Raw genomic sequence first — 25,275 nt, forward strand, 5'->3', positions numbered from 1 at the left:
ATTGCTTAACCGCGATAATTTCCCCCTTTTCCCCAGTTCGCGTATTTTTTTACGTACTTAGCGCGATTTAGCATCACTCGTTCAGTGTTTGATAACCAACTTCGGTAACCATAAGGGTCAGTTCAGTCGAGTAAGCGTATGGAGCGAGTACCCATGGCATCAGTGTTTCCGCTGGCCGATTTTCGGCGCGCCGGTTTTGATCTTGCAGGTGAAAGCGATGCCTGGAAAGACAGTATCATAAAGGGCGATTGCGTGGCCGCGCTCGAAGCGCTGCCAAGCCAGTCCGTCGATGCGATTTTTGCCGATCCGCCATATAACCTGCAGCTTGGTGGCACTCTTCACCGCCCGGACCAGTCGCTGGTGGACGCCGTCGACAATGATTGGGACCAGTTTGCATCCTTCGAAGCTTACGATGCCTTTACCCGCGCCTGGCTTCTGGCCTGCCGCCGCGTGCTCAAGCCCAATGGCACGATCTGGGTCATCGGCTCCTATCACAATATCTACCGCGTCGGCTCCATTCTTCAGGACATGAATTTCTGGATTTTGAACGACATCGTCTGGCGCAAGACCAACCCTATGCCGAACTTCAAGGGTCGCCGGTTCCAGAACGCGCATGAAACCATGATCTGGGCCAGCCGAGATGCCAAGGCAAAAAGCTACACCTTCAATTATGAAGCGCTGAAGGCATCCAACGATGATGTTCAGATGCGCTCCGACTGGCTGTTTCCCATTTGCAGCGGCGGAGAGCGCCTGAAGGGCGATGACGGCAAGAAAGTCCATCCGACCCAGAAGCCGGAAGCCCTGCTGGCGCGCATCATCATGGCGTCCACCAAGCCCGGTGATGTCGTGCTTGACCCGTTCTTCGGCTCCGGCACCACGGGCGCGGTGGCGAAACGTCTCGGCCGTCATTTCGTCGGTATCGAGCGTGAGCAGGATTATATCGATGCGGCCTCTGCGCGCATCGCTGCTGTCGAGCCTCTGGGCAAGGCGGAACTCACCGTCATGACCGGCAAAAAGGCAGAGCCGCGTGTTGCATTCAACGTGCTTCTCGAAAGCGGCCTCGTTCGCCCCGGCCAGGTTCTGACCGATGCAAAACGCCGCTATAGTGCCATCATTCGTGCCGATGGGACCGTAGCTTCCGGTGGCACCGCCGGTTCCATTCACCGTCTTGGCGCCAAAGTACAGGGGCTGGATGCGTGCAACGGCTGGACGTTCTGGCACTTCGAAGACGGAGAGGCTTTGAAGCCTATCGATGATCTGAGAACACTGATCCGTAATGAAATGGCAAAGGCGGGATAAAAGCGATCCACCGCTTTGCCCTTGCCACGAAAGGCGGTCTGACCGCCCTGCATACTTCATCCGGTTTTAGTACCTTCAGTCCCGGGTGAAGAGTAACAGACGCCCGGCGTTCCCTGAACGTCGGGCGTCTGTGTATCCGTTATTAATCATAACAGAATTTTCTTAAATATATCAATTGCATGGCAAGCTTCGAGCAAGTATGGCTCTGTAGCTAGTGCGTCCAAGGGAGCCACTAACAAGCCGCCAACGGGTCTGCCGGGGTGTCAGAAATGATATGCCGCAAAGGACGATCCGAAAATAACAAAGACGGCAATTTCCCGATTGTGAGATTTACAAATCTGGCCGTTCGCGGCCGGACTGGTGCAGGTAGAAGACCGCCATTTTCGCCTGCACCAGACATTCTCGCCTCAGATCTCGATGCCGTGTGCGGCAAGATCGGCTTTCAATTTCTCAGCACCCGTAAAATGCACCGCCTGCCATCCGGCAGCTTTTGCGCCTTCTACATTCGGCAATGAATCATCAATGAAAATACTGCTGGCAGGATCGAGGTCAAAAGTCTGGGCATGCAACTCGTAAATTGCTACATCGGGCTTGATCAGGCCGACATCACCGGACACGGTCACGCCGCGTGACAAGGTGAGGAATGGATACATCTTTTGAGCTTCGCGGAAGGTGTCGGAGGCGAAATTGGTCAGCATCGTAACGTCATAACCTGAGGCGATCAGGCCGTTCAGAATGGCAACCGAATCGTCATAGGAATGCGACACCATTTCGTGCCAGTGCAGGCGAAAAGCGCGGATCGTCTTTTCGTGGTCTGGATGGTCTTGCAAAAGCAGGGCTTCGGCTTCCTCCCATGTGCGGCCCCGGTCCTGCTCCAGGTTCCATTCATGGGTGCAGACGTTTTCGAAGAACCATGCCCGCTCTTCAGCATCGGGGATCAGGCGGCTATAGGGAAGGTTCGGGTCGTAGTGGATCAAAACCTTGCCGATGTCGAAAACGATGTGATTGATCTTGGTCATCAAGTATTCCTGCTTTTATCGAAGGCCAAAGGAATAGCCTGAGATATGGCTTTTTTCATCACCGTTGGCAGAGCTTGAGCATCAAGATTTGTGACCGGCTCCCACCATTCGTCATTGGCGCCGGGTTGCACGCTGCCGGAAATTCTGGCCCGGAAAATGGAAAGACGAAGCTCGAAATGCGTGAAGACATGGACGATTGAGCCTGCTGGCTCCCAATCCGCATCGAAAGGCGCATGGTCGGTGCCGGTGCCGCCATCGATCCGCGCCGTCCATGCCGTGGTCGGCACCTCGGTCATGCCACCGAGGAGCCCTGTTTCGATACGGCGGCGCAGCAGGATTTCGCCCTTGTTATTCACCACAACGAAGGCCGCTCCTACACGCACGGGCTTCTCCTTCTTGGCAGCCTTCACCGGAAAGCGCTCCGGCTCATCTTGAGCTAGCGCCAGACAGTGGCTGTTGTAAGGACAGAGTGCGCAGGCCGGACGTTTCGGCGTGCAGATCGTGGCGCCTAGATCCATCATCGCCTGCGCAAAATCACCAGGACGGTCGGCAGGTGTGATCTCGGCCACCTTTGCCCGCATCACACCCTTAGAGCCGGGCAGGGGAGCGTCGATGCAAAACAGGCGGGAAATCACCCGCTCGACATTGCCATCCAGCACCGCAGCTTGGCGGTTGAATGCAATGGCCGCAATGGCTGCCGCCGTATAATCGCCAATACCGGGGAGCTTCTTCAGGCCTTCTTCTGTATCGGGAAACACACCTTCGTGTTCATTGGCAACGGCTTCAGCGCATTTCTTCAGGTTGCGGGCGCGCGCATAATAACCAAGCCCTGCCCATGCAGCCATCATCTCATCGCTGGGTGCGGCGGCCAGATCCTCGACCCTTGGCCACAGCGCCAGAAACTTGGCAAAGTAGGGCTTCACCGCCTGGACAGTGGTCTGTTGCAGCATCACTTCCGATAGCCAGACGTGATACGGATTGGCCCGTAAACCCTTTGCTGTCATCGGCGGTGAGGTGCGCCACGGCAGGTCGCGGTGGTGCCGGTCGTACCATGTCAGCAGCATGTCCGCATAAGGCGGGTTTTCGATTTTATGAAGCATGGTTTGCTGTGGTCCTCGTATTGCGCCTATACTTGGTTCATCCGCTGGCGTCGATCAAGCCCATCACTTCCGCGCAAAAAAGAGTTCACGAGTAGACAATGAAAAAGCCCCGCAAAGGCGTTATCCAGATTGCCGAAATTGCAAACGGCATCATCGATCCGGTTCTGGCCAAGAGGGCCGGTATCAGCACTGCTTTGCTCGGGTCCTGGGATGAAATTGCGGGTAGCGATTTCGCAGATTGTACGCGCCCGGAAAAGATCACATGGCCGCGCCGTGACGAGGGACCGGACCGTGGCGGATATCAGGCTGGCGTTTTGACAATTGCCTGCGAAGGCGCGCGCGCCCTGTTTCTAACCCATGCGCAGGGCGAATTGATTGCCCGCATCAACGGCTTTTTCGGTTTTCCTGCAGTGCGACAGATCAGGATTGTGCAAAAACCTGTGTCGCAAACGCCCAATCGTCGCCCCAAGCCGCAGCCTTTACGCGGTGATGCCGCAAAACGCCTCGAAGGCATGATGGACGGCATTGAAAGCGAAGCCTTGCGCAAGGCAGTCGAACGCCTGGGGACCGCTGTTTTACAGAAGCGTACGCGTCGCGGCACGATTTGATGCAGCTTAAAGACGCACACTGTCCTTGACTGGTCACAATTCTTTGACAAGAAGAAAAGGAATGGCCGCTTGTTCTGAACACTTGGCCGCTATATCGCAATTGCAGACGATTCCAGTCTTTCACAAACAGGTGCTTGATGCATTTTCCCGAATTTAATATTACCCGCCGCAATCTTCTTGGTGGTGTCGCCCTTGCAGCCGTTGCCGTGGCCTTGCCATTTGCATTGACGCCGGGCGTCGCCTTTGCGCAGGGCTTGCCGGAATCTTCCGGTGACGTCGATATGGCAGCCGTCATGAAGCCAGGCCCGCTTCCAGACCGTGGCCTTGGAGACGTTAATGCACCGGTGAAGATCGTCGAATACATGTCGATGACATGCCCGCACTGCGCGCATTTCCACAACACGACCTTTGACGAGATCAAGAAGAAGTACATTGATACGGGCAAGGTCTATTTCGTGATCCGCGAATTCCCGTTCGATCCGCGCGCTGCCGCCGCCTTCATGCTGGCCCGTTGTGCGCCTGAACAGCAGTACTATCCATTTGTTTCCATGCTGTTCAAACAGCAGCAGAGCTGGGCAACGGCGCAGGACGCACGTGCCGCCCTGCTGCAAATGTCGAAAATGGCTGGTTTTTCACAGGAGACATTCGAGGCCTGCTTGACGAACCAGAAGCTTCTGGATGATGTGAACGCAACGATGCAACGCGGTGCGACGGAATTCGGCGTCAACTCGACCCCGACGTTCCTCATCAACGGAAAGCGCTACACTGGAGATATGTCTGTTGAAAACATGTCGGCTCTTGTCGACAGCCTTCTCTAAAAGACGTTACCGGATCAAAACGGGCGACGAATTTTTTCGTGCGCCCGTTTTTTATGACCGCAGGGCCGCAGCATGAAGTTCAACAAGCTGCGGCTGCTCGGCTTCAAATCTTTCGTCGAGCCATCCGAATTCCTCATCGAGCCGGGGCTGACAGGCGTGGTCGGGCCCAATGGCTGCGGCAAGTCCAACCTTGTCGAAGCGCTTCGCTGGGTGATGGGTGAGAACTCCTACAAGAACATGCGCGCATCCGGCATGGATGACGTGATCTTCTCCGGCTCCGGCAATCGGCCCGCCAGAAACACCGCCGAAGTCGGCCTCTACCTCGACAATTCCGATCGCACGGCGCCCGCTGCCTTCAACGACGCCGATGAAATTCAGGTCACGCGCCGCATTGAGCGCGAGAATGGCTCTGTCTATCGCATCAATGGGAAGGAAGCCCGCGCCAAGGACGTGCAGTTGCTGTTTGCCGATGCCTCCACCGGCGCACGCTCGCCGTCCATGGTCGGGCAGGGGCGGATCGGTGAGTTGATCAACGCCAAACCGCAGGCGCGTCGTCAGTTGCTGGAAGAGGCGGCCGGCATTTCCGGCCTGCATTCTCGCCGGCACGAAGCGGAACTTCGTCTGCGCGCCGCAGAAGCAAATCTGGAACGTCTGGAAGATGTTACGGCACAGCTGGAAAGCCAGATTGAAAGCCTGAAGAGACAGGCGAGACAGGCCAGCCGCTTCAAGATGCTGTCGGCGGATATCCGCGCCCGCGAGGCGACGTTGCTGCACATTCGCTGGGTGGAGGCCAAGCAGGCCGAAGGTGAGGCGGAAAGCGCGCTTAATCAGGCGACAAATGTCGTGGCCGAAAAGGCGCAGCGCCAGATGGAGGCTGCCAAGGCGCAAGGCATCGCCAGCTTCAAGCTGCCGGAACTGCGTGAAAACGAGGCCAAGGTCGCCGCTGCCCTACAACGCCTGCAAATTGCCCGCACACAATTGGATGAAGAGACCAACCGCATTCTTCGCCGCCGCGATGAGCTTGCCCGTCGTCTGACGCAATTGGGTGAGGACATCGAACGCGAAGAGCGCATGGTCTCCGACAATGCCGAAATCCTCGCGCGTCTCGATGCGGAAGAAGCCGAAATCCTCGAAATTCTTGCCGACTCGGGCCGCTACTCGGAAGAAACCCGTGAGGCTTTCGAAGAAGCTGCCGCCAAGCTTGCGGAGAGTGAGCGCGGTTTTGCAGCCCTAACCGCTGAGCGCGCCGAGGCTTCCGCCAACCGTACCCAGCTGGAACGCACCATCCGCGATCTGGCGGATCGGAAGGCGCGGCTGGATCGTCAGGCATCGGACGCCGCTGCCGAAATTGAAAACATCGACGAAAAGCTTTCCGGCCTGCCGGACCCTTCTGAAAAGCGCGAAAGCGTGGAAGCCGCCGAAATCTCCGTCGAAGACGCGTTGATCTTGGTGGAGGAAGCGGAATCGGCGGTGGCCGATGCGCGTTCCGCTGAAGCTTTGGCGCGCGGCCCGGTTGATGCTGCGCGAGGTCGCCTCAATGCGCTGGAAACCGAAGCGCGCACCATCTCCAAAATGCTTGCTGCCGGTGCCGTCTCCGGTTCGTTCACGCCGGTTGCAGAAGAGTTGAGGGTGGATCGCGGCTTTGAAGCGGCTCTTGGCGCTGCCTTGGGTGACGATCTCGAAAGCCCGCTCGACCCTGCTGCCCCGGCCTACTGGATAGCCAATGGCGATGGTGCCGCTGACCCGGCTCTGCCGGAAGGCGTTGCATCCTTGCTTACGCATGTCGTCGGGCCAGAAGCGCTGAAACGCACACTGCGTCAGACCGGTATCGTTGCTAACGTCGATGAAGCCAAACACCTGATGTCGGCGTTGAAACCTGGCCAACGCCTCGTCACCAGGGACGGCGCGCTTTTCCGCTGGGATGGCCATATCACCAGCGCAGATGCCCCCGGCAACGCCGCCCTGCGGCTTGCCCAGAAGAACCGCCTTGCTGAACTGGAAGGCGAGGTGGATGAGGCACGTTACGCCTTGGAGGAAGCTGAAGAGCATCTTGCCGCCAGCACCGATGAAATCCGCCTTGTGGAAAGCCGCCTTGCCGATGCGCGAGAGCGAAGCCGCCTTGCATCACGCCATCTGGTCGAAGCCCGTGATGCGCTCGCCATGGCCGAACGCGCTTCGGGTGATCTTCTGCGCCGTCGCGATATCGTGTCCGAAGCGATCAACCAGATCAGCGGGCAGATCGAAGACATCGCCGTTCAGGAAGAAAGCGCCCGCATCGAGTTGGAGGACGCTGCTGATCTGGCCGATCTCGATCTGCACCTGCGCGAAAGCCAGCTGGAGGTCGCAACCGACCGCAGCCTGCTGGCCGAAGCCCGCGCCAGCCACGAAGGTTTGAACCGTGAAGCAGAAGCCCACCAGCGCCGTATCAATGCCATCGCACAGGAACGCACCACATGGCAGGCGCGTGCAGCCAGCGCCAGTGGCCACATCGCCACGCTGCGTGAGCGCGAGGATGAGGCCCACGACGAGCTTGCCGAGCTCGATATCGCACCGGAGGAATTCGATGAAAAGCGCCGCAATCTTCTGACGCAACTACAAAAGACCGAGGAAGCACGGCGTCTGGCCGCCGACCAGCTGGTCGAAGCGGAAAGCCTTCAACGGGAGGCAGACCGTACGGCCACCATCGCACTGTCCGAACTGGCAGAAGCCCGTGAAAAGCGCGGACGCGCCGAAGAGCGCCTAGTTTCTGCCCGCGAAAAACGCCAGGAAGGCGAACACCGCATCCGTGAGGCGCTGAATGTCGAGCCGCATCTGGCGTTCAGGCTGACGGGTCTCGGCCCTGAAGCGTCGATGCCTGAAATCCGTGATGTCGAGCGTGATCTGGACAGACTGAAAGTCGAGCGTGAACGGTTGGGCGCAGTCAATCTGCGTGCCGAAGAAGAACAGGCAGAGCTTTCTGAAAAGCTCGCGGCGCTGATCAAGGAACGCGACGACATCATCGATGCAGTTCGCAAGCTCCGCGCGGGCATCCATAACCTCAACCGCGAAGGACGCGAGCGTCTGGTTGCCGCCTTCGATATCGTCAATACGCAGTTTCAGCGTCTGTTTACTCACCTCTTCGGTGGCGGCACGGCGGAACTGCAATTGATCGAATCCGACGATCCGCTGGAGGCTGGCCTTGAAATTCTCGCCCGTCCGCCGGGCAAGAAGCCGCAGACCATGACGCTGTTATCGGGCGGCGAACAGGCCTTGACCGCCATGGCGCTGATCTTTGCCGTCTTCCTTACCAACCCCGCACCTATCTGTGTGCTGGATGAGGTGGACGCACCACTGGATGACCACAATGTCGAGCGTTACTGCAACTTGATGGATGAGATGGCTGCTTCCACAGAAACACGCTTCGTCATCATCACCCATAACCCTATAACCATGGCCCGCATGGACCGCCTGTTTGGCGTTACCATGGCTGAGCAGGGCGTGTCGCAGCTCGTTTCCGTGGATTTGCAGATGGCAGAGCGGCTGATCGAGGCCGTCTGACCCGTCAAACGCGATTTTTTGCAGAAGAAAATATAGCCACGCTGGAACGCCGCCACCGGTTACGATCACTTGTCCCGCCACGCCACGCAGTCCGAGCGCCCGGTACAGTCTCCAGCCCGCGCGGTCGGGCCGCAATATTGCCTCAGCATTCAACGGTAACACCGCCTGCGCGTGTCGCGGGCGGTTTTTTGTTGCCGCTTGACGGGCCTGCGCCGCATTTATGCTGCACTGCGGTGACATGGTGGAACGGTGGCCGTTTCCAACACTGTTACAATGCTGTAAAGGGTTGAAAAATAGAACGCTTCTGGGTGGAGAGCGTAGAATGAAAAAATGGGTCTATACGTTCGGTGACGGAGCCGCCGAGGGGCGTGCGAGCGACATCGCCACATTGGGTGGCAAGGGTGCACATCTTGCCGAGATGGCAAGCCTTGGCCTGCCGGTTCCGCCGGGTCTGACGATTATCAGCGAGGCCTGCGCACGTTACCATCAGGGTGGACGGTGCCTCCCGGAAGACCTTAAATTGCAGGTTACCAGCGGCATTTCCGGCATGGAAGCCATTACCGGCTGCAAGTTTGGTTCCGGTTCTCAGCCTTTGCTTTTATCTGTCCGCTCGGGTGCCCGCGCCTCCATGCCGGGTATGATGGATACCGTTCTCAATCTCGGCCTGAATGACGAAACCGTGCAGGCACTGGCGCAAAATTCTGGTGATGCCCGTTTTGCGTGGGATAGCTATCGGCGTTTCATCCAGATGTATGCCGATGTGGTGATGGGGCTGGATCATGAAATCTTCGAGGAAATTCTCGAGGACGAGAAGGGGCGTCTGGGCCACGAATATGATACCGAGATTTCCGCCAGCGAATGGCAGCACATCGTCTCGCTCTACAAAGGCCTGATCGAAGAGGAGCTTGGCGACCCGTTTCCCCAGGACACGCAGGTTCAGTTGTGGGGCGCCATCGGTGCCGTCTTTGCAAGCTGGATGAACCCGCGCGCCGTTACCTATCGCCATCTGCATAATATTCCCGGAGACTGGGGCACGGCTGTGAATGTGCAGGCCATGGTCTTCGGCAATCTCGGCTCGTCCTCGGCAACGGGCGTCGCGTTTACGCGCAATCCCTCCACCGGCGAAAAAGAGCTGTACGGCGAGTTTCTTGTGAATGCTCAGGGTGAGGACGTGGTTGCGGGCATCCGCACCCCGCAATCCATCACCGAAGAGGCGCGCATCGCATCCGGCTCGGACAAGCCGTCGATGGAAAAACTGATGCCGGAGGCGTTTTCGGAGTTCATCAGCATTTGCGGTCAGTTGGAAACCCACTACCGCGACATGCAGGACATGGAATTCACCATCGAGCGCGGCAAGCTCTGGATGTTGCAGACCCGTTCAGGAAAGCGCACAACCCGTGCGGCCATGAAAATTGCCGTCGATCTGGTGGAGGAAGGCCTTATCACCACCGATGAGGCAATCTGCCGGATCGAGCCTTCATCGCTCGATCAGCTCCTCCATCCGACCATCGACCCTTCCATTGAGCGCCCGATCATCGGCTCGGGCCTTCCAGCCTCACCGGGGGCGGCATCCGGTGAGATCGTATTTACCTCCGAAGAGGCCGTCTCGGCGAAAGCCGAAGGCAGGCGCGTTATTCTCGTGAGGATGGAAACCAGCCCGGAAGATATTCACGGCATGCACGCTGCCGAAGGCATTCTGACGACACGCGGCGGCATGACCAGCCATGCGGCGGTCGTGGCGCGAGGCATGGGCATCCCCTGTGTTTCCGGCGCAGGCTCCATGCGGGTGGATATCCGCAGCGGCGTTCTGGTTGGCATGGGCTGCATGTTGAAAAAGGGTGATATCATCACCATCGACGGCTCCTCCGGGCGCGTGATGCGTGGCGAAGTTCCCATGACCCAGCCCGCTCTGTCGGGCGATTTCGGCAAGCTGATGAAATGGGCCGATAGCACGCGGCGAATGAAGGTGCGCACGAACGCCGATACGCCAGCAGATGCCCGCGCTGCCCGTTCGTTTGGCGCCGAGGGCATAGGGCTATGCCGCACGGAACACATGTTCTTCGAGGGTGACCGCATTCAGGTGATGCGCGAAATGATCCTTGCCGAGCATGAGGAGGGAAGGCGCGCAGCACTCGATCAGTTGCTGCCCATGCAGCGGCAGGATTTCACCAAGCTGTTTTCCATCATGCATGGTCTGCCCGTCACCATTCGTCTGCTTGACCCGCCGTTGCACGAGTTCCTGCCCAAGACCGATGGTGAAATCGTGGAAGTTGCTGCTGCCATGGGGATGTCGCAAACGCTGTTCCGGCATCGGCTGGATGCTTTGCATGAATTCAACCCGATGCTCGGTCATCGCGGCTGTCGGCTGGCGATTTCCTATCCCGAAATTGCCGAAATGCAGGCCCGTGCCATTTTTGAAGCCGCAGTTGAGGCTGCCCGCCAGACGGGCTCCCCCGTGGTACCGGAAATCATGGTGCCACTGGTCGGCCTGCGCTCAGAGCTGGACTACGTGCGCGCTGTCATCGACAGGGTCGCCGCAGCGGTGGCGGAGGAGACCGGCGTTACCCTCGAATATCTCACGGGCACCATGATCGAGTTGCCGCGCGCGGCGTTGCGCGCCCATGTCATCGCCGAAGCTGCGGAGTTTTTCTCCTTCGGAACCAACGACCTGACGCAGACGACCTTCGGCATCTCCCGTGATGATGCCGCCCGCTTCATCGAAACCTATCAGCGCAAAGGCATTATCGAGCGCGATCCGTTCATCTCGCTGGATTTCGATGGCGTTGGCGAGTTGATCCGGATCGCGGCGGATCGTGGCCGTCAGACGCGCCCGGAACTCAAGCTCGGCATCTGCGGCGAACATGGCGGCGACCCGGCCTCCATTAATTTCTGTGAAGATGCGGGTCTGGATTACGTATCCTGCTCTCCGTTCCGTGTGCCGATTGCCAGATTGTCTGCGGCGCAGGCAACACTGGCTATGGCGGAAAAGCGCGACACGGTTGCCACTTCGAAGGTCGTTCCGCTCAGGGCGATCCCGGCGAAGTTCTAGCGGTTCTGGACGATGATGCGGCGTTCCACCACGACGGGGCGATAGAACATGTCGCGGCTGGACTGCGCTTGCCAGGCACGGGCATCTGCGCGGCGGTCGAGATCGAGATCCAGCAGGCAACCGGCCATCTGGTCCGTGTTGGGGCGGAAGCCATAACCACGGCAGGTCGTTTCGTCCCGCGCGCGCCGCTCCTCCGGCGAAAGTGTCTGGCAGGACGAAAGAGCCAGCATTGTCGCAACGGCGCCAAGAACGATTGAAACACGCATGATGTTAACTCCCTATGATGCCAGTTTGCACTGATCTTGCCGTGTGTTGATTACGCCGGTTTAGCTGTAGGGAAAAGCCTGCTCTGTGGCAAAGGTTGCACATACGGCACGCGCAATTTCTCTCGAACAGATTCCCTTCGACGCCGAAACCCATTATGACACAGTAATGAGCGATTCCCGCTTGTCGTGAACCTATCGGCGAAACGTCTTCGTTGCAAAAACTACAGCATCCGGGTGCCGCTTCATGACTGTGCGTTTCGTTCGACCCGTATCACACGCGGCATATCTTTCCCGATATCTCGGGATTGCCGCCCTGGCACTGTTCGTCATCGCAGCACCATTGCACCGCTTCGGCCCGCTGACGACCCCTGATTTCATTTCGCTGACGCTTCTCTCCGCCGCCATCGCAACCGTGTCGCTTCTGCTCGCCATCATTGGCTTGCAACGCCTCTGGTCCGTGGGCGCGAGAGGCGGAGTGTGGTCGCTTTCCGCACTGCTTTTCTGCGCAGTTCCGCTCGGAACCGTAGCGTTCGGCGCGTTTCTCTACTGGCAAAAGCCACAGCTTTACGATGTCTCCACGGATGTTGCCGACGCGCCGAGCTGGTTGTCCATCCCCACCGCCAACCAGCAATGGCTGCCGCGCCCCGCTGTCGTTTCCAAAGCCGACCGCGATCTGCAGGCGGCAGCCTATCCAAGCCTTGCAGGTCACCGTTATGAAGGCGCAATCGACCGCGTTTATACGGCGGCCCGCAAGGTTGCTACAGCACAGCGTACTCGCATCGCCCATACGCAAGGCCTCATCGGTTCGCTACCGGATATACAGCCCGGCATGCCGCCCCAGGACCAGACCGAAGGTGTCACCGACACGCCCATCGAAGAGCTTCCCGCGAATGTGCCCGTACCACTGGCACGACCGGCAGACGCCCCCGCACCGACCTTTTTTGATGGCAGCAGTATCGTGATGTTGCAAGGCGAGACACGCACCCTCATATGGGGCCTGCGTTACGATATCCTCATCCGTCTTCGCGAAGACGCAGAAACCACGCTGGTAGATGTCCGCGTCGCCTCCCGCTTCGGCCCGCATGATCTGGGTATGGGTGCTGAGATCGCAGAGGCCTATCTCGATGCGCTGGATGCTGAGATGCAGGGCCTCAACGACAATTGACGGCTACCCGATAAAGCGCTCGCGTTCCTCGGGCGTTGGCATGCGGCACGCCTGATGCCGTCCTGCAATCGTCATGCGATTGCGTGCCACGAGATCGTAGACGCTGTCCCGAAGACTGCGCGGTACGACGCGTAAAAGTGCCGCAATGCTTACCGCGCCACCCAGAAGCTGGAGCACACGCAACACCCCATTGGAACGGGGATAGGCTATGCCGTTTTCAATCAACAGGCTGGTTTCGTAATTATCGGTTCGGTAGCCGTAGTGCCGCATCAGCGCCGTTCCGAGTTCAGATTGCGCGGGTGTGAAGCGAAACAGCTTTTTTTCATCGTGGCGCAACACGAAGTCGATATCGCGAGAGCAGAAACCGCATTCACCATCAAATACGATGAGCGGCCTGTCATCTGGAAAATTGGGAACAGACGGGTCGTTTCTATAGCTGTAGGCAGCAGGCATCGAAACAGTTCCTATGCAGGAAAATAGAGCCCACCCAGCGACGGCGGGCCGTCCGTCTGTACTTCACCCTTCTCAATCAGGTCTTCGATATGGGCGAGAACGGAAAGAGCCGCCGCTCCGTGCAGGCGCGGATCGGTACTTCTGTAAATGATTTTCACCATGTCCGGGATCGTCCGGTCTCCAGCCTTGATGCGGGCCAGCACCGCCTTTTCCCGCATGCGGCGATGGGTGCGAAGCCCTCGCATGAAAGCGGGCGGGTCGTTCACGCCGCCGCCGTGGCCGGGAAGGAACAGCCGGTCATCTCGGTGCAAAAGCTTTGACAGCGAAGCCATATAATCGCTCATCGAACCATCCGGCGGCGCAACGATGGTCGTTGCCCACGCCATGACGTGGTCGGCCGAAAAGACTATTCCGCTATCATCAAGGGCGAAGGCCGAGTGGTTGGCCGTATGGCCGGGTGTGTGAAGGGCGGTCAGCGTCCAGCCATCGCCGGACAGGCTTTTCCCATCACCAAGAATGACGTCAGGCACGAACCCGGTATCAGAGCTTTCAGCAAATGGATTGCGCTCACCTTCATGCAAAGGCCGTGCAGCACGATGTGGCCCTTCGGCTACGGTCAGCGCACCTGTTGCCTGCTTCAGGCGTGTCGCCAGTGGCGAGTGATCGCGATGCGTATGACTGACGAAGATATGCGTGACCTCGCGGCCTTCCAGTGCCGCCATCAGCGCCTGAAAATGCATGTCGTCCTCAGGGCCTGGATCGATGATGGCAACGGATGTGTCGCCCACGATGTAGCTGTTGGTGCCATGAAAGGTAAAGGCTGACGGGTTGTTGACGGTGATGCGCTGGACGTTTTGCGCCACAGGCACCGCAATGCCATAGGTCGGCTGAAAATCGCGATTGAATTCCGGGTCTTTCATCGGATCAGTCAACGCTCACTTGTATTCGATCTCAATGAACGACATCGGCTCGTTACCTGCATTGACCACATTGTGCGAAACCCCAGCCTCACGTCGGTAAGGCATGCCGCGCGCCGTATCCACCCTGCGGCTACCGCTCTCGTCTTCAATGAGAAATTGGCAATCGGTCATCGGCACCACGACATAACCCAGCCCGTGTGTGTGGTGGCCGGTATCGGCTCCCGGCTCGAAGTCCCAGCGAATGATCCGTACCACGTCGTCGTCCAGCAAAGTCGTTGGTATGGCAGGAGGGCGTGCGCTATATTTGCTCATCGTACTGTCACCGGGAAAAGACCTAAAAATCTGCCTGTTTCCTGACGTAACATGAAGCAATGGCCGGACACACAATAAATATTGCAAATCCGGCAACTTAATCATTGCCGCTGCCGTTCTGCTTTGATAATCAGGCGCCGTTCAGGCAGTGGCGTTTCGCCAATCTGCTCTGTTGGGGCGTCGCCAAGCGGTAAGGCACCGGTTTTTGGTACCGGCATCCCAGGTTCGAATCCTGGCGCCCCAGCCACACACTTTGCAAGTTAGTGATATGAGCGTGTGGCTTGGACGTGTCGGACTGTATTAAGCCGTTGCCGCAGCCTCTGGCAGCGTCAGGCGACCGTTCTCTTCGCCATCCCAATACTCGATCGATGCCGCCGAAACCTTGATGAGAACGATGTCGGGAGTCTCTATACCGTCTGGAAACCAGCGGTCCAGATCGCTGACCCAGTGCGCTTCGAACTGCGACTTGTCGCGGATCAGTAAGGCCTTGCCCTCCACCGAGATAAAGATACCCGGCTTTCCCAAAAGGCTTGGCGCAGCGGTGAAGGTCAGCGTGACGTGATCGTCGTGATCGATCTCTTTGATCTTTCGGGTGTTGTCATAGGTGAAGAACCACGAGTCGCCATCATATTCGACATCGCCGTTGTTGCTCATGGGCCGGGTGGAAATCTGGCCGGATTCGGTGTTGGTACACAGCATGCAGAAATCAATTTTTCTGAGCTGCTTGGACAGGTCTTCCAACGTCATCGATGTCATGAAAATCTCCCGGTTTTGATATGGCAAGCTAACCTTCGAGGTCGTCGTTTGTTCCGGCTTTGCGAGACGAGGGGAGACGGGCGAGATGCCGTTAAATCATGGTGGAGTGGTTCCTAACCGTCTAAAGGTAATGAGGAGCCCAATGATTCCCTATTTTTGATCGTCGATTGCATGGAAACCTCCCTCTACCTTCCCGTAAAAGCCTTTCTGGAGACCGCTGGTTACTCGGTTAAAGGTGAGATCGGCGGGTGCGATCTTGTCGGCATTAACGGCGATGATTCACCCGTCGTGGTCGTGTGCGAGCTGAAATTGACCTTCAATCTCGAACTGATCCTCCAGGCGGTCGACAGGGCTTCCATATCCGACGAAGTTTGGATTGCCGCGAAGGTCTCTGCCAAGGGCAGGGGGCGGGAATCGGACAAGCGCTATCGTGATCTCTGCCGTCGGCTGGGCATCGGTATGCTCGGCATTTCGGATCGCGGCGACGTCAGCGTTATCGTGGCCTCCGTAACGCCCATGCCGCGAACCAACCCCAAGCGGCGCTCCAGGCTGGTGCGTGAACACCAGAAAAGGCGGGGTGATCCCGTGCTTGGGGGCAGTACACGCACGCCCATGATGACGGCCTACCGCCAGCAGGCGCTGGGTTGCGCGGCACTCCTGTCCGCAGGGCCCTTGCGCGTCCGCGACGTGAGGGCGGGCGTTCCAGACGCCGGAAAGATACTGCTGTCGAACGTCTATGGCTGGTTCGAGCGTCTGGAAAAAGGCGTGTATGGGCTCACTGATGCCGGACGGGAAGCGCTCATCCGGTGGCCCCAACCATTACCATGACGTCTAGGATGCGACGGCAGGCGGCGCCATTTGCAGTCGCGGACGGCCCACTTTTCGCGCCACCACCACCAGCTCACGGGGTTTGGTTTGCGTCAGAGCCAGCTTCACAGCCTCGTTCAGCGATGTCGTAATGAAATCGGCGCTGATATCCGCGGCGTCTATTTGCGCGTAATTCTGGCCGTTCGCGGTGGGAATGAGGATGCCGACCCGCATCGCGGGTTTGATACGCTTTAAACGACGGATGATCTGACGTGCGTGAGATTTGGAATTACCGTTGAGGAACGAGACCACTGCGGTATCGATGCCATCAAGACTCACTCTTTGCGATGCTCTTCCCGCCAGGTCTCTATAACTTGCCGAGGAAACCGTGGCCCCCTGAATTTCGATGATCTGCGCCAGCATTGCGGATGCGGCGTCGTCTATGACGCCTCGCCCGCCCATACATAAGACCGATTGGCCTCTTCCATCCGGCAGATCTGTCTCATCGACAGATGTAATGAGCGCTTCCGTCGCCTCTGTTTCTTCCTCGTTTTCCTCTTCGTCGGCAATATCGGAAAGATTATCGACCAGCGTCAGCGAACTGGACGAAAAAAGTTCGATCTGTGATTCCGACATGACCCCGCGCTGCCTGTCCATTTCACCCAGCAAGAGAGCCGGAAGTCCGACCTTGTCATAATAATCAACGAGGTACTCCTCCCTCAGATATTCCTCCGCATTGTCGGTCGCCTCGTTCGGATCGCCAGCGAGCAGCCTTTGGTAGAGCTTTTCGTGCAGTTCCAGAACCGGCTCATTGCCTAGGAGAACGTCGAGGAAACCAAACTGCGGCACGTGGCGGCCCAGAACGACGAGGCAAACGGTGAGCGGCGTGGAAAGCATGAGGCCGATTGGCCCCCAGAGCCACGACCAGAAAATTGCCGAAACGATGATCGCCAGCGGAGACAATCCCGTATGCGATCCGTAAAGCCAGGGCTCGACAACATTGTTGCTGATGAGTTCCGTCGTCACGAAAAGCGCAGCCACCCAGGCAACGAGCGACCATCCCGGTGCAATCGCGAGCGCCAGAAACAGCGGGAGGATCATGCCGATGACAGGGCCGATATAGGGTACGAATCTCAGAACCAGCGTGAGCAAACCCCAAAGGATTGCATTGGGGATGCCAAGAACCCATAGGCCAATTGTGATCGGCAGCGCATAGAGGGCATTCACGACCAGTTGCATGAGCAGGTATTTGCCGACCCGCTTGCCAGCGTCCTGAAGCGCTGCGGTGGTGCGATGCAGGTCGCTGAGACCGACGAGGCGAATGAACCTGTCGCGCAGGTCCTCACGCTCCAGCAGCATGAAGACAACGAGAACGATCACGAGGCCCGCCGTCGCAAACGGGCTGATCAGGGGTAAGATCAGGTTACCGAGTGTCTGTAGCGGATTGGTGCGTGAGATAATTTCGACAGGCATCGGCTCCCGTGTCGGGATTTCCGGCGCGGCCGTATCCTGGCTTTCGGTTGCTCTCGTCTGTATTTCGGCACCCATCTTTTCCACCACCTTGCTCAGGTGTTCCAGCACGCCACTGCCAGAGCCTGCTTGGGCCAGAACCTGGACCTTACTGACGATGTTTCGCTGATAGGTGGGTATGTTCTCGGCCAGGTTCGCAACCTGGGTGGCGACGATGAAGCTGAAAACCGCGATTGCGCAGAATGCGGAGATAACGGCGAGGATCACCGCCAGAATCTTCGGCACCGACCGCTTGCGAAGGAAGGATACGATGGGGGCAAGCGTGAAGGACAGTAGCAGCGCAAGCGCAAGCGGAACGAATATTTCCTGTCCCACCCGAAGCAGAAATGCCACGCCGATGAGGATGAGCACCGTTCGTCCAGATAGCATGGTGTTCGAGGCGATATCCGGGTTCGGATAGCTCGCCCGCGCCGTCACAGGGCCGATTGATTTTGGAAGTTCCATGTTGTTTCCCGCCATATGCCCATCAGCTTCACTTCTGTGGACCGAGGCGACAAAGAGAATCAGCGGTTATGCTATTGCTTTGGCGGGCAGGTCGACCAAGTGACGTACAGTCAGCGTATGATCGCCGCATGCGACGCGGTGAACGCGCGTACTGATTTCCGGTTCCTTATATAAGCTGGCGAACAGCAATGAGCGCTGCCAGCGAAATCGCCGCCTCTACAAATCCCTAGCCCTGACCGGCCTTTCTCATTGGCATACGGTCAATCAGGTCAAATATTTCGACATCGCTGACAATATCCTTGCTGCGGAATTTGACGCCGCCGTCCTTGCCCACCAGAATGACTTGGAAGTCGTTGTCATCGATCTTTGCGTCTGTTCTCAGTTTGTCAGCATTCAGCGCGATTTCTGTCCCATAAACCGCACGCGCTTCATTGCCGGTAATGCGGATGACGATCAACGCCCGGTCAGCGAGTTCAGCTTGCTTCGCCTTCAGAGCGTCGATCTGCCTCTCGACTTTCCGGTCTGTGGCCTTACCGAAAACCAGAACAACGCGGTTTTTCCATTCGTAGTGTGAAAGACTCTCCATTGCAAAACCCTGACTGATGGACGTTAGCGCGACGACGAGCGAAAGGATCAGCACTCTCATCTGTTTCTCCTCTTTGAACACGCTAAACGAAGGAGGAAGGCATCCGTTCGATCCTTGCTTAAACGATGTCGTGACCTCAGGATTGCCTGTCGATGTCCGCTCTCGAGGATCAAACCGTCTGTTTCGACCTTATACTTGCCAAGGTCCTCGCTTAGCAGACGCTTGTGTCCGCAAGGCGTCTTATGTCAGAGGATAATATTGCTTGGAGACTGACGCATGATGAAAACGATATTGGCCGGCCGGCTGTCGAAAACCCTGGTATTGGCCGCATCCCTTTCGGCACCTGCCAACGCCACGCCCGTGCTGGTTGTCGATACCGCAAATCATCAGATTCTCTATCAGGAAGATGCCGGTGTGCCTTGGTATCCGGCGTCCACCACCAAGCTCATGACGGCGCTGGTTGTTTTCGAAGCGCTTCGTGCGGGTGAGGTGACGCTGACGACGCCCGTCATGATGACGCGCAACGCGACAAAACAGGCTTTCCTCGAGTCGGGTCTGACCTTCGGGCGAACGATGACCTTGGAGGACGCGCTGTTTGCTGCGCTTACCGCCTCGGCAAACGATGTCGCCGTTGCCCTTGCAGAAACGGTTACATCCGATGAAGCCGTGTTCGTGCAGCGAATGAATGCGGAGGCCGCGCGCCTTGGCATGACAGGAACGCATTTTGCCAGCCCCAACGGCCTGTTTAACAAAAGCAATTATTCCACCGCCCGTGATCTTGCGATCCTCGGGATGGAAATCGACCGGGTGTTTCCGGACTATCAACGCTTCTTTCAAGGATCGGCTGTCAGAATCGACGGTAAAGAAATCAAATCCAACAATACGTTGCTGACCCGTTTCAACGGCACGGTTGGAATGAAGACGGGCTTTCTATGTGCATCTGGACGCAATTACGTCGGCCTTGCCACGCGTGATGGCAAGCGCGTGATGGTGGTGATACTGGGCGCAACGACAGAGCGGGAGCGTAACGAGCGATCTGCGCAATATTTGACGCAAGCGTTCGAGGGGCAGTTGAACCCATCCGGTGCTGTCGAAAATGTGCAAAACCGCACCGATGTCGCGCCGCAGGATATGCGCCTCAAGCTCTGCACCGACAAAAGCGTTGCCTATGAGGCGGAACGCGAAGCGCTTTATCCGATGGGGTTGCCGGGCCATGAAACGTTTCTGAAGGATCAGATCGAGGGCCAGATTCATGTGATAACCACATGGCCCAGCGACAATTCGGTGGATGTGCCGGTTCCAGCCAGCCGCCCCGCCCCGCCGCCCCCGCAAACCGGATCGGCTGGATAAAACGGTTTTGACAGGCCGCCGCCGGCGTCATTGGTCTCAATAAAAAGGCACGCCCTGAGCGTGCCTTTTCTGTTCGCGCTGAGGTTGTCCGGTCGCCTTAAGGTGCGAGATCGCCGACCGGCTTTGCCGGTGCATTCTCCGAAGCCGGTGCCGCAGGGGCGGCCACTGCCGCCGCTTTTGAAAGCGACGCCATATCGATCTGTGGCGGTGTGGGAAGCTGCAACAACTCGCTGGTATAGACCCACTCTTCATGTGCCTTTTGCGGATCGGCGTTCAGCTTGGTGCCGTAGCTTGGAACAATCTGGTGGATCTTGGCCTGCCATTCCGGGCTTGCCAGTTTTTCCGCAAACACCTTTTCCAGAACCTGCAGCATGATAGGTGCGGCCGTGGAAGCGCCCGGCGAAGCACCGAGCAGGGCTGCAATGCTGCCATCCTTGGCGCTGACGATTTCCGTGCCGAGTTTCAGAACGCCACCCTTGTCGGCGTCGCGCTTGATGATCTGCACGCGCTGGCCAGCCTGCCACAAGCGCCATTCATTCTGTTTGGCGCCGGGGAAGTATTCCTGCAAGGCTGCGAAACGGTCGTCATCAGACAGCATCAGCTGACCGGCCAGATATTCCACCAGTGGATATTCGTCCATGCCAACGCTCATCATCGGCCATGCATTGCTCATCGTCGTCGAGGTCAGCAGGTCGAAGTAGGAACCTTCCTTGAGGAACTTGGTAGAGAAGGTCGCGAACGGCCCAAACAGCACCACACGTTTGCCGCCGATGACGCGCGTGTCCAGATGTGGGACGGACATGGGTGGAGAGCCGACAGACGCCTTGCCGTAGGCTTTTGCCAGATGCAGCATCGTGACATCGGGGTTTTCGTTGACGAGGAAAGAACCACCGACGGGGAAGCCCGCGTAGTCGTCACCTTCGGGAATGCCGGACATTTGCAACAGATGGATGGCACCGCCGCCCGCACCCACGAAGACGAACTTGGCGTCGACCGTGCGCTCCGAATCGTCCTTGAGGTTGCTGTAGGTGACGCGCCATGTGCCGTCCGAATTACGGTCGATGGCAGTGACTTCACTGGAAACCTTAAGGTTGAAGTTCTCTTGGCTTTTCAGATGGGCCACGAACTGGCGTGTAATTTCGCCAAACTCCATGTCGGTGCCAAGCGGAGACCATGTCGCGCCGATCTTCTGGCCCGGGTCACGGCCTTCCATCATCAACGGAACCCATTTTTTGATCTGTTCCGGGTCGCTGGAATATTCCATGCCGGCAAACAGCGGGCTGGCTTTCAGCGCCTCGTAGCGCTTTTCCAGATAGGAAATGTTCTCATCGCCCCACACGAAGCTCATATGCGGCGTGTGGTTGATGAAGGAGCGCGGGTTCTTCAGCACGCCGTTGCGGACCTGCCACGCCCAGAACTGGCGCGAAATCTGGAACGCTTCGTTGATTTCGATGGCTTTGGAAATGTCGATGCCGCCATTGGCGGTCTCAGGCGTGTAGTTGAGTTCCGCCAGCGCCGAGTGGCCCGTGCCGGCATTGTTCCAGCCATTCGAGCTTTCCAGCGCTACGGCATCCAGACGCTCCAGCATTTCGATCGACCATGTCGGTTCCAGTTCATGCAGCCAGACGCCAAGCGTGGCACTCATGATGCCGCCGCCGATCAGAAGGACGTCGACTTTTTTATCGGCAGTCTGCGCCAGCGCGGGCGCACCCGGCACGGTAGCCGCGGCAAGGCCTGCGAGCGCCGTGCCCAGCACCTGGCGTCGGTTCATGGTAAAGGTATCGTGCGAAAATCCGTCGGTTGGGCCAGTGCCCTTGTCGTTTTTAATCACGTCTTTTCCTAAACTTTGATGATTTTCAAATTTGTGCGGCGCAATAACGTATGCACAGCTGTAAGACAACTCTTGCGGCACGCGCTCAACAGCCTCGGCAAAGAGTTTAGCCGTATGGACCTCGCTCTGGCGCCCGCCCAAATCCGGTCACAGAAAAACACCAACTGCGACATTTTGCCTTATTTTTCCGCGCGGTACGCTGTGGCCGATACTGAAATGGCACGAGGGGCTGAAGCCGATCTAATCGGTTATATCCACCGTTATGCGTGAAGTGCATAACAGATGTGCGGGCTGGAATTGAGCCATGCGCTGGGGTGTTGGCCAGCCAAATGAAGACCAGTGCTCAACAAAAAGCCCGCCGGGAGAATCTCGGCGGGCTTTTTAACATTGTCGATATCAGGTCTTATTCGCCGCCAAGAAACTCTGCGCAATAGCTCGGGCCGTTTACACCCGGGCGGTCGGAGACGGTGCGGATCGAGCGTATCTTGTAGTCGCCGCCAACGGTAATCTGCACGGTGCAGGAGAGATATACTTTGCGGGCAGACGACGTCTGGCGGCCACGCTTGCCATCCTTGGTCTCGTCATATTTCGCCGGGATAGTCGTGGTTCTGTAGCCACCGCGCCAGTTGTAAGTCGTCGTGCCGCCGGAATCGACATCGCTCAAGGGCGGACCGTATTTGGCAAAGAACACGCCAGCAGACTGACCCACCCAACGGGTTTCCACTGCGTTCTTGGGAGAAAGCGAAGGGGCCGTGGTGGTGCAAGCGGAAAGGGCAATCGCCAGCCCTGCCAATGTTACGCTGCGAAATCGCATGTCGAGATATCCTTGTTGTGCCGTTTCCGGTGTTTTTGCGGGAGATATGTTCCCCTAGCAGATTTGTGGCAAAGCGGCAGGGGCGGCAGACACTGGAATGCATATTTTCTGCCACAATTGCTTTTTTGTAACGATCCAGCGTATTTTGAACGTGGCGTTACGTGAATGGGAAGGGTCGTCGCAGGGGCGAATCTTCTCCACGCTGACTAAATTTAGCGGTCAGAACCCGGGCGTCGCCCATTTTTCACGGCAGATACTGCTGTAATATTTCTGCGAAACGCATATTCTTGCTGAAAACCCGCAGTTTGTTTGGGCGATTTACGAGACTTTTTTTGGTTTAAGCGCAAAGTCCATCACTTTTAACGCGAAAGTCGTGGGGGAACGTTGCTTAGAGGCTATAGTTTATTAGCAAAACTGATAGTGTCTCGGGTCTCGGTTCACTTCAAAAAATGCAGGCTGTAACGTTGTAGTCTATCCCTTTTCCCCGTTCGACAGGCCAAGGTGCAGGATGCCGCACACACGCAGACGGAAATCTATCGTAAAGGTCACTTTGCAGGATGTTGCAAGGGAAACAGGAGTGAGTGCAATCACGGTTTCCCGCGCTCTTCGAGAGCCGGACAAGGTATCAGATGCTTTGAGAGACCAGATTTTAAGCGTCGTGGACAAAATGGGTTACGTCCCCGACCTGAACGCCAGAGCCTTGGCCAGCGGTACCAGTACCTTCATCGGCGTTCTCCTGCCATCCCTGTCACATTCCGCTCTCAGCGCCGTGTTGAACGGTATCGAGGCGCGGATCAGAGGGTCAGATTACCGCATTCAATATTCGAATACACATTATGACGCCGGGGCAGAGGTCAAACAGGTGCGAGCCTTTACGGCGCACAGCCCGGCTGGCGTCATCGTTGCCGGCACGGAACGGCTGGAAAACCTGGAGGCAATCGTCAACGAGGCGGGCTGCCCTGTCGTCCAGACCATTGACGCAACCCTGCAAATGAGAGGGATTGCTGTTGCTATCGATCATAAAAAAGCGGCGATGGTCGCCACACGTCATATGCTGTCTCAAGGGTACCGCCGAATAGCCATATTGGGTTGCGGCCATGACATCAGGGTGCGCCTTCGTCAGGAAGGGTATTGCGAAGTGATGCAGCAGGCGGGTCTGTTGGATGAAAGCATGATTATCTGGCAGGACGCGCCACCCAGTATTCATGTGGGTTCTCGACTTATTCGCCGCCTTTTAGAAAAAAGGCCGGATATCGATGGAGTGTTTTGCCACAGCGATGATCTGGCTCTCGGCGTCATATTTGAATGTCAGAGATTGGGCATTCGCGTCCCCGAGGATTTTGGTATCTGCGGTTTCAATGACCTGGAATATGCAATGACGACCGAACCGCCCTTGACCACCATACACGTCCCGCGTTTCGACATAGGTTATACGGCGGCAGATATTCTGATCACCTTGGGGCAGGGCGGGGTTATCAAGGAGCGCAATCTGGATTTGGGGTTCGAACTGGTCGAACGCCAGACCACAAGGCGGTCCAAAGTTTCCGCCTCGACCGATAGTTCAGCACCACTCGCGGTCGCCGACCCGTAAAGCCTCGAACGATATTTTCCTCAAGGAACCTTTGCCACAAGCCAGCGTTAGGTGAGCAAGGTGAAAAGGAGAAAATTATGCTAAAAGCTGTGGTTTTATGGGCAATGGGTGTCCCTCTTGTCGTCGTTGTCCTGATCTGGATGTTCTTTTTTTAAAAGACAGAGGCAGCCAGTCTGAGATATTCGGATGAGGGTTCCGTTAGACAATGTCTGATACGCGTGTGGGGATGTCGATACGGTGTGGAACCGCAATCGATCATCCCCACAGGCATTTATAGAGTGCGGTCAGGTTTTGACGAGACTGTCCGAAACGCCGAAAAGCCACAGCATCGTGCTGGCATTCAGCCTCGGCGTCGCAGGACGCGGCAGAACCACGCTCCTGTTCTTGGCGCGACCCCCAAACAGAAAATCCGCATAGCTCTGCTCAAGATGGCGTTCATAGTCATCAACGAAAACATGCGTCGCGTTCGTGGCAACTAAGGCAGTCCACACCAGCGGCAGGGCGCGACCGGGGAGGTTCGGCAGATAACCCATCGGTCCATCCACCAGAATGACATCCCATGATCTTGATTTGACGCTTTCCGGAAGTTCGGCGCTGCGCACGAGCGCTGCCGGGTCGTCCATGGATTGTGCCACGGTCGTCGGATAATCCATATGCTCGACATTGAGGTCGGGATGCTGGCTTTTCACCTTCGCAATCCATTGCGGAGCATTTTCGAAGAAAAGTGTGTAGCCATCGTGGTTCAGGTTTGCCCAAAGCGGGCTGTCATTTCCAAGGCCAAAGACCAGCATGTTGCATTTGGGTCCGCGTGACCGGATGGCTGCCGAAACAGCCTCGATCTGGATATGCGACATCTGGGCGTCATGGCTGTAATTGTCGCGAAGCACGGCATTGAGAAAACTCTCGCGGTGTCCGTCTCCATGGTCTTCAACGTCATTCTGGCTGTCGAAACGAACTGGCATCGAAAATATCTGGTTCACGGTCTCTGCCTCATTTTCTCTTATGGTTAGACATGCTGCC

General features: G+C 57.3%; 21 protein-coding genes and 1 tRNA gene. 10 read left to right on the plus strand and 12 right to left on the minus strand.

Annotated features, from left to right (window positions below; translation table 11 throughout):
* Positions 1 to 153: 153 nt before the first annotated feature.
* Complete coding sequence (locus ATO67_RS16315; RefSeq protein ID WP_067651606.1) at positions 154 to 1,299, plus strand: site-specific DNA-methyltransferase; 1,146 nt, start codon at positions 154 to 156, stop codon at positions 1,297 to 1,299.
* Between the two features lie 407 nt (positions 1,300 to 1,706).
* Here the strand turns inward: ATO67_RS16315 and ATO67_RS16320 are convergent, their stop codons facing one another.
* Together ATO67_RS16320 and mutY are read right to left on the minus strand one after the other, a co-directional pair.
* A complete protein-coding gene (locus ATO67_RS16320) occupies positions 1,707 to 2,318 on the minus strand; it encodes an HAD family hydrolase (RefSeq protein ID WP_067651609.1) in 612 nt (203 codons plus the stop codon).
* Complete coding sequence (gene mutY, locus ATO67_RS16325; RefSeq protein WP_067651610.1) at positions 2,318 to 3,418, minus strand: A/G-specific adenine glycosylase; 1,101 nt, start codon at positions 3,416 to 3,418, stop codon at positions 2,318 to 2,320. Before mutY ends, ATO67_RS16320 begins: the two co-directional genes overlap by 1 nt.
* Before the next feature lie 98 nt (positions 3,419 to 3,516).
* Between mutY and ATO67_RS16330 the strand changes: the two genes are divergently transcribed.
* From ATO67_RS16330 to ppdK, 4 genes are all read left to right on the plus strand, one after another.
* Positions 3,517 to 4,026 carry a DUF721 domain-containing protein gene (locus ATO67_RS16330; RefSeq protein WP_067651614.1) on the plus strand — a complete coding sequence of 170 codons (510 nt, stop codon included), beginning with the start codon at positions 3,517 to 3,519 and terminating at the stop codon, positions 4,024 to 4,026.
* 137 nt (positions 4,027 to 4,163) lie between these two features.
* Entirely contained in the window at positions 4,164 to 4,844 is a 681-nt protein-coding gene (locus ATO67_RS16335) for a DsbA family protein (protein WP_067651619.1), read from the plus strand.
* 72 nt (positions 4,845 to 4,916) lie between these two features.
* Positions 4,917 to 8,381, plus strand: coding sequence for a chromosome segregation protein SMC (gene smc, locus ATO67_RS16340; protein ID WP_067651622.1), 3,465 nt, complete (start codon positions 4,917 to 4,919; stop codon positions 8,379 to 8,381).
* 322 nt (positions 8,382 to 8,703) lie between these two features.
* Complete coding sequence (gene ppdK, locus ATO67_RS16345) at positions 8,704 to 11,430, plus strand: pyruvate, phosphate dikinase (protein ID WP_067651625.1); 2,727 nt, start codon at positions 8,704 to 8,706, stop codon at positions 11,428 to 11,430.
* On the opposite strand, the gene ATO67_RS16350 is transcribed toward ppdK, so the two are convergent.
* A complete protein-coding gene (locus ATO67_RS16350; RefSeq protein ID WP_067651628.1) occupies positions 11,427 to 11,696 on the minus strand; it encodes a hypothetical protein in 270 nt (89 codons plus the stop codon). The genes ppdK and ATO67_RS16350 overlap by 4 nt on opposite strands.
* Positions 11,697 to 11,940: 244 nt before the next feature.
* Here ATO67_RS16350 and ATO67_RS16355 point away from each other — a divergent pair, with 244 nt between their 5' ends.
* On the plus strand, positions 11,941 to 12,861 hold the full coding sequence (locus ATO67_RS16355; RefSeq protein WP_067651630.1) for a DUF1499 domain-containing protein: 921 nt from the start codon (positions 11,941 to 11,943) through the stop codon (positions 12,859 to 12,861).
* Between the two features lie 3 nt (positions 12,862 to 12,864).
* Here ATO67_RS16355 and ATO67_RS16360 read toward each other — a convergent pair whose 3' ends face one another.
* The 3 genes from ATO67_RS16360 to ATO67_RS16370 are packed head-to-tail and all read right to left on the minus strand — an operon-like array spanning position 12,865 to position 14,546.
* Positions 12,865 to 13,314, minus strand: coding sequence for a thiol-disulfide oxidoreductase DCC family protein (locus ATO67_RS16360; protein WP_067651633.1), 450 nt, complete (start codon positions 13,312 to 13,314; stop codon positions 12,865 to 12,867).
* A gap of 11 nt (positions 13,315 to 13,325) precedes the next feature.
* Positions 13,326 to 14,234, minus strand: coding sequence for an MBL fold metallo-hydrolase (locus tag ATO67_RS16365; protein ID WP_067651636.1), 909 nt, complete (start codon positions 14,232 to 14,234; stop codon positions 13,326 to 13,328).
* A gap of 15 nt (positions 14,235 to 14,249) precedes the next feature.
* Positions 14,250 to 14,546, minus strand: coding sequence for a cupin domain-containing protein (locus ATO67_RS16370; protein ID WP_067651639.1), 297 nt, complete (start codon positions 14,544 to 14,546; stop codon positions 14,250 to 14,252).
* A gap of 173 nt (positions 14,547 to 14,719) precedes the next feature.
* On the opposite strand from ATO67_RS16370, the gene ATO67_RS16375 reads away from it, so the two are divergent.
* Positions 14,720 to 14,793 (plus strand) — tRNA-Gln (locus tag ATO67_RS16375).
* A gap of 53 nt (positions 14,794 to 14,846) precedes the next feature.
* On the opposite strand, the gene ATO67_RS16380 is transcribed toward ATO67_RS16375, so the two are convergent.
* Positions 14,847 to 15,302, minus strand: coding sequence for a pyridoxamine 5'-phosphate oxidase family protein (locus ATO67_RS16380; protein WP_067651642.1), 456 nt, complete (start codon positions 15,300 to 15,302; stop codon positions 14,847 to 14,849).
* A gap of 171 nt (positions 15,303 to 15,473) precedes the next feature.
* On the opposite strand from ATO67_RS16380, the gene ATO67_RS16385 reads away from it, so the two are divergent.
* Positions 15,474 to 16,130, plus strand: coding sequence for a DUF2161 domain-containing phosphodiesterase (locus ATO67_RS16385; RefSeq protein WP_067651645.1), 657 nt, complete (start codon positions 15,474 to 15,476; stop codon positions 16,128 to 16,130).
* A gap of 3 nt (positions 16,131 to 16,133) precedes the next feature.
* Here the strand turns inward: ATO67_RS16385 and ATO67_RS16390 are convergent, their stop codons facing one another.
* A complete protein-coding gene (locus ATO67_RS16390) occupies positions 16,134 to 18,008 on the minus strand; it encodes an AI-2E family transporter (RefSeq protein WP_245304013.1) in 1,875 nt (624 codons plus the stop codon).
* A 301-nt stretch (positions 18,009 to 18,309) separates the two neighbouring features.
* Positions 18,310 to 18,729, minus strand: coding sequence for a DUF4174 domain-containing protein (locus ATO67_RS16395; RefSeq protein WP_067651647.1), 420 nt, complete (start codon positions 18,727 to 18,729; stop codon positions 18,310 to 18,312).
* A 216-nt stretch (positions 18,730 to 18,945) separates the two neighbouring features.
* On the opposite strand from ATO67_RS16395, the gene ATO67_RS16400 reads away from it, so the two are divergent.
* Positions 18,946 to 20,019 carry a D-alanyl-D-alanine carboxypeptidase family protein gene (locus tag ATO67_RS16400; RefSeq protein ID WP_082760300.1) on the plus strand — a complete coding sequence of 358 codons (1,074 nt, stop codon included), beginning with the start codon at positions 18,946 to 18,948 and terminating at the stop codon, positions 20,017 to 20,019.
* 97 nt (positions 20,020 to 20,116) lie between these two features.
* On the opposite strand, the gene mqo is transcribed toward ATO67_RS16400, so the two are convergent.
* Together mqo and ATO67_RS16410 are read right to left on the minus strand one after the other, a co-directional pair.
* Entirely contained in the window at positions 20,117 to 21,790 is a 1,674-nt protein-coding gene (gene mqo / locus ATO67_RS16405) for a malate dehydrogenase (quinone) (protein ID WP_082760311.1), read from the minus strand.
* Between the two features lie 463 nt (positions 21,791 to 22,253).
* Positions 22,254 to 22,664 carry a hypothetical protein gene (locus tag ATO67_RS16410; protein WP_067651650.1) on the minus strand — a complete coding sequence of 137 codons (411 nt, stop codon included), beginning with the start codon at positions 22,662 to 22,664 and terminating at the stop codon, positions 22,254 to 22,256.
* A gap of 508 nt (positions 22,665 to 23,172) precedes the next feature.
* Here ATO67_RS16410 and ATO67_RS16415 point away from each other — a divergent pair.
* Positions 23,173 to 24,255 (plus strand): LacI family DNA-binding transcriptional regulator, encoded by a 1,083-nt coding sequence (locus tag ATO67_RS16415; protein WP_067651653.1) that lies wholly within the window; start codon positions 23,173 to 23,175, stop codon positions 24,253 to 24,255.
* A 284-nt stretch (positions 24,256 to 24,539) separates the two neighbouring features.
* Here the strand turns inward: ATO67_RS16415 and ATO67_RS16420 are convergent, their stop codons facing one another.
* Positions 24,540 to 25,217, minus strand: a complete 678-nt coding sequence (locus ATO67_RS16420) for a hypothetical protein (protein WP_158667367.1) — start codon at positions 25,215 to 25,217, stop codon at positions 24,540 to 24,542.
* Positions 25,218 to 25,275 lie beyond the last annotated feature (58 nt).

Origin of the sequence: Agrobacterium bohemicum (genome assembly GCF_001562555.1) — a bacterium.
Taxonomy (GTDB): Bacteria; Pseudomonadota; Alphaproteobacteria; order Rhizobiales; family Rhizobiaceae; genus Agrobacterium; species Agrobacterium bohemicum.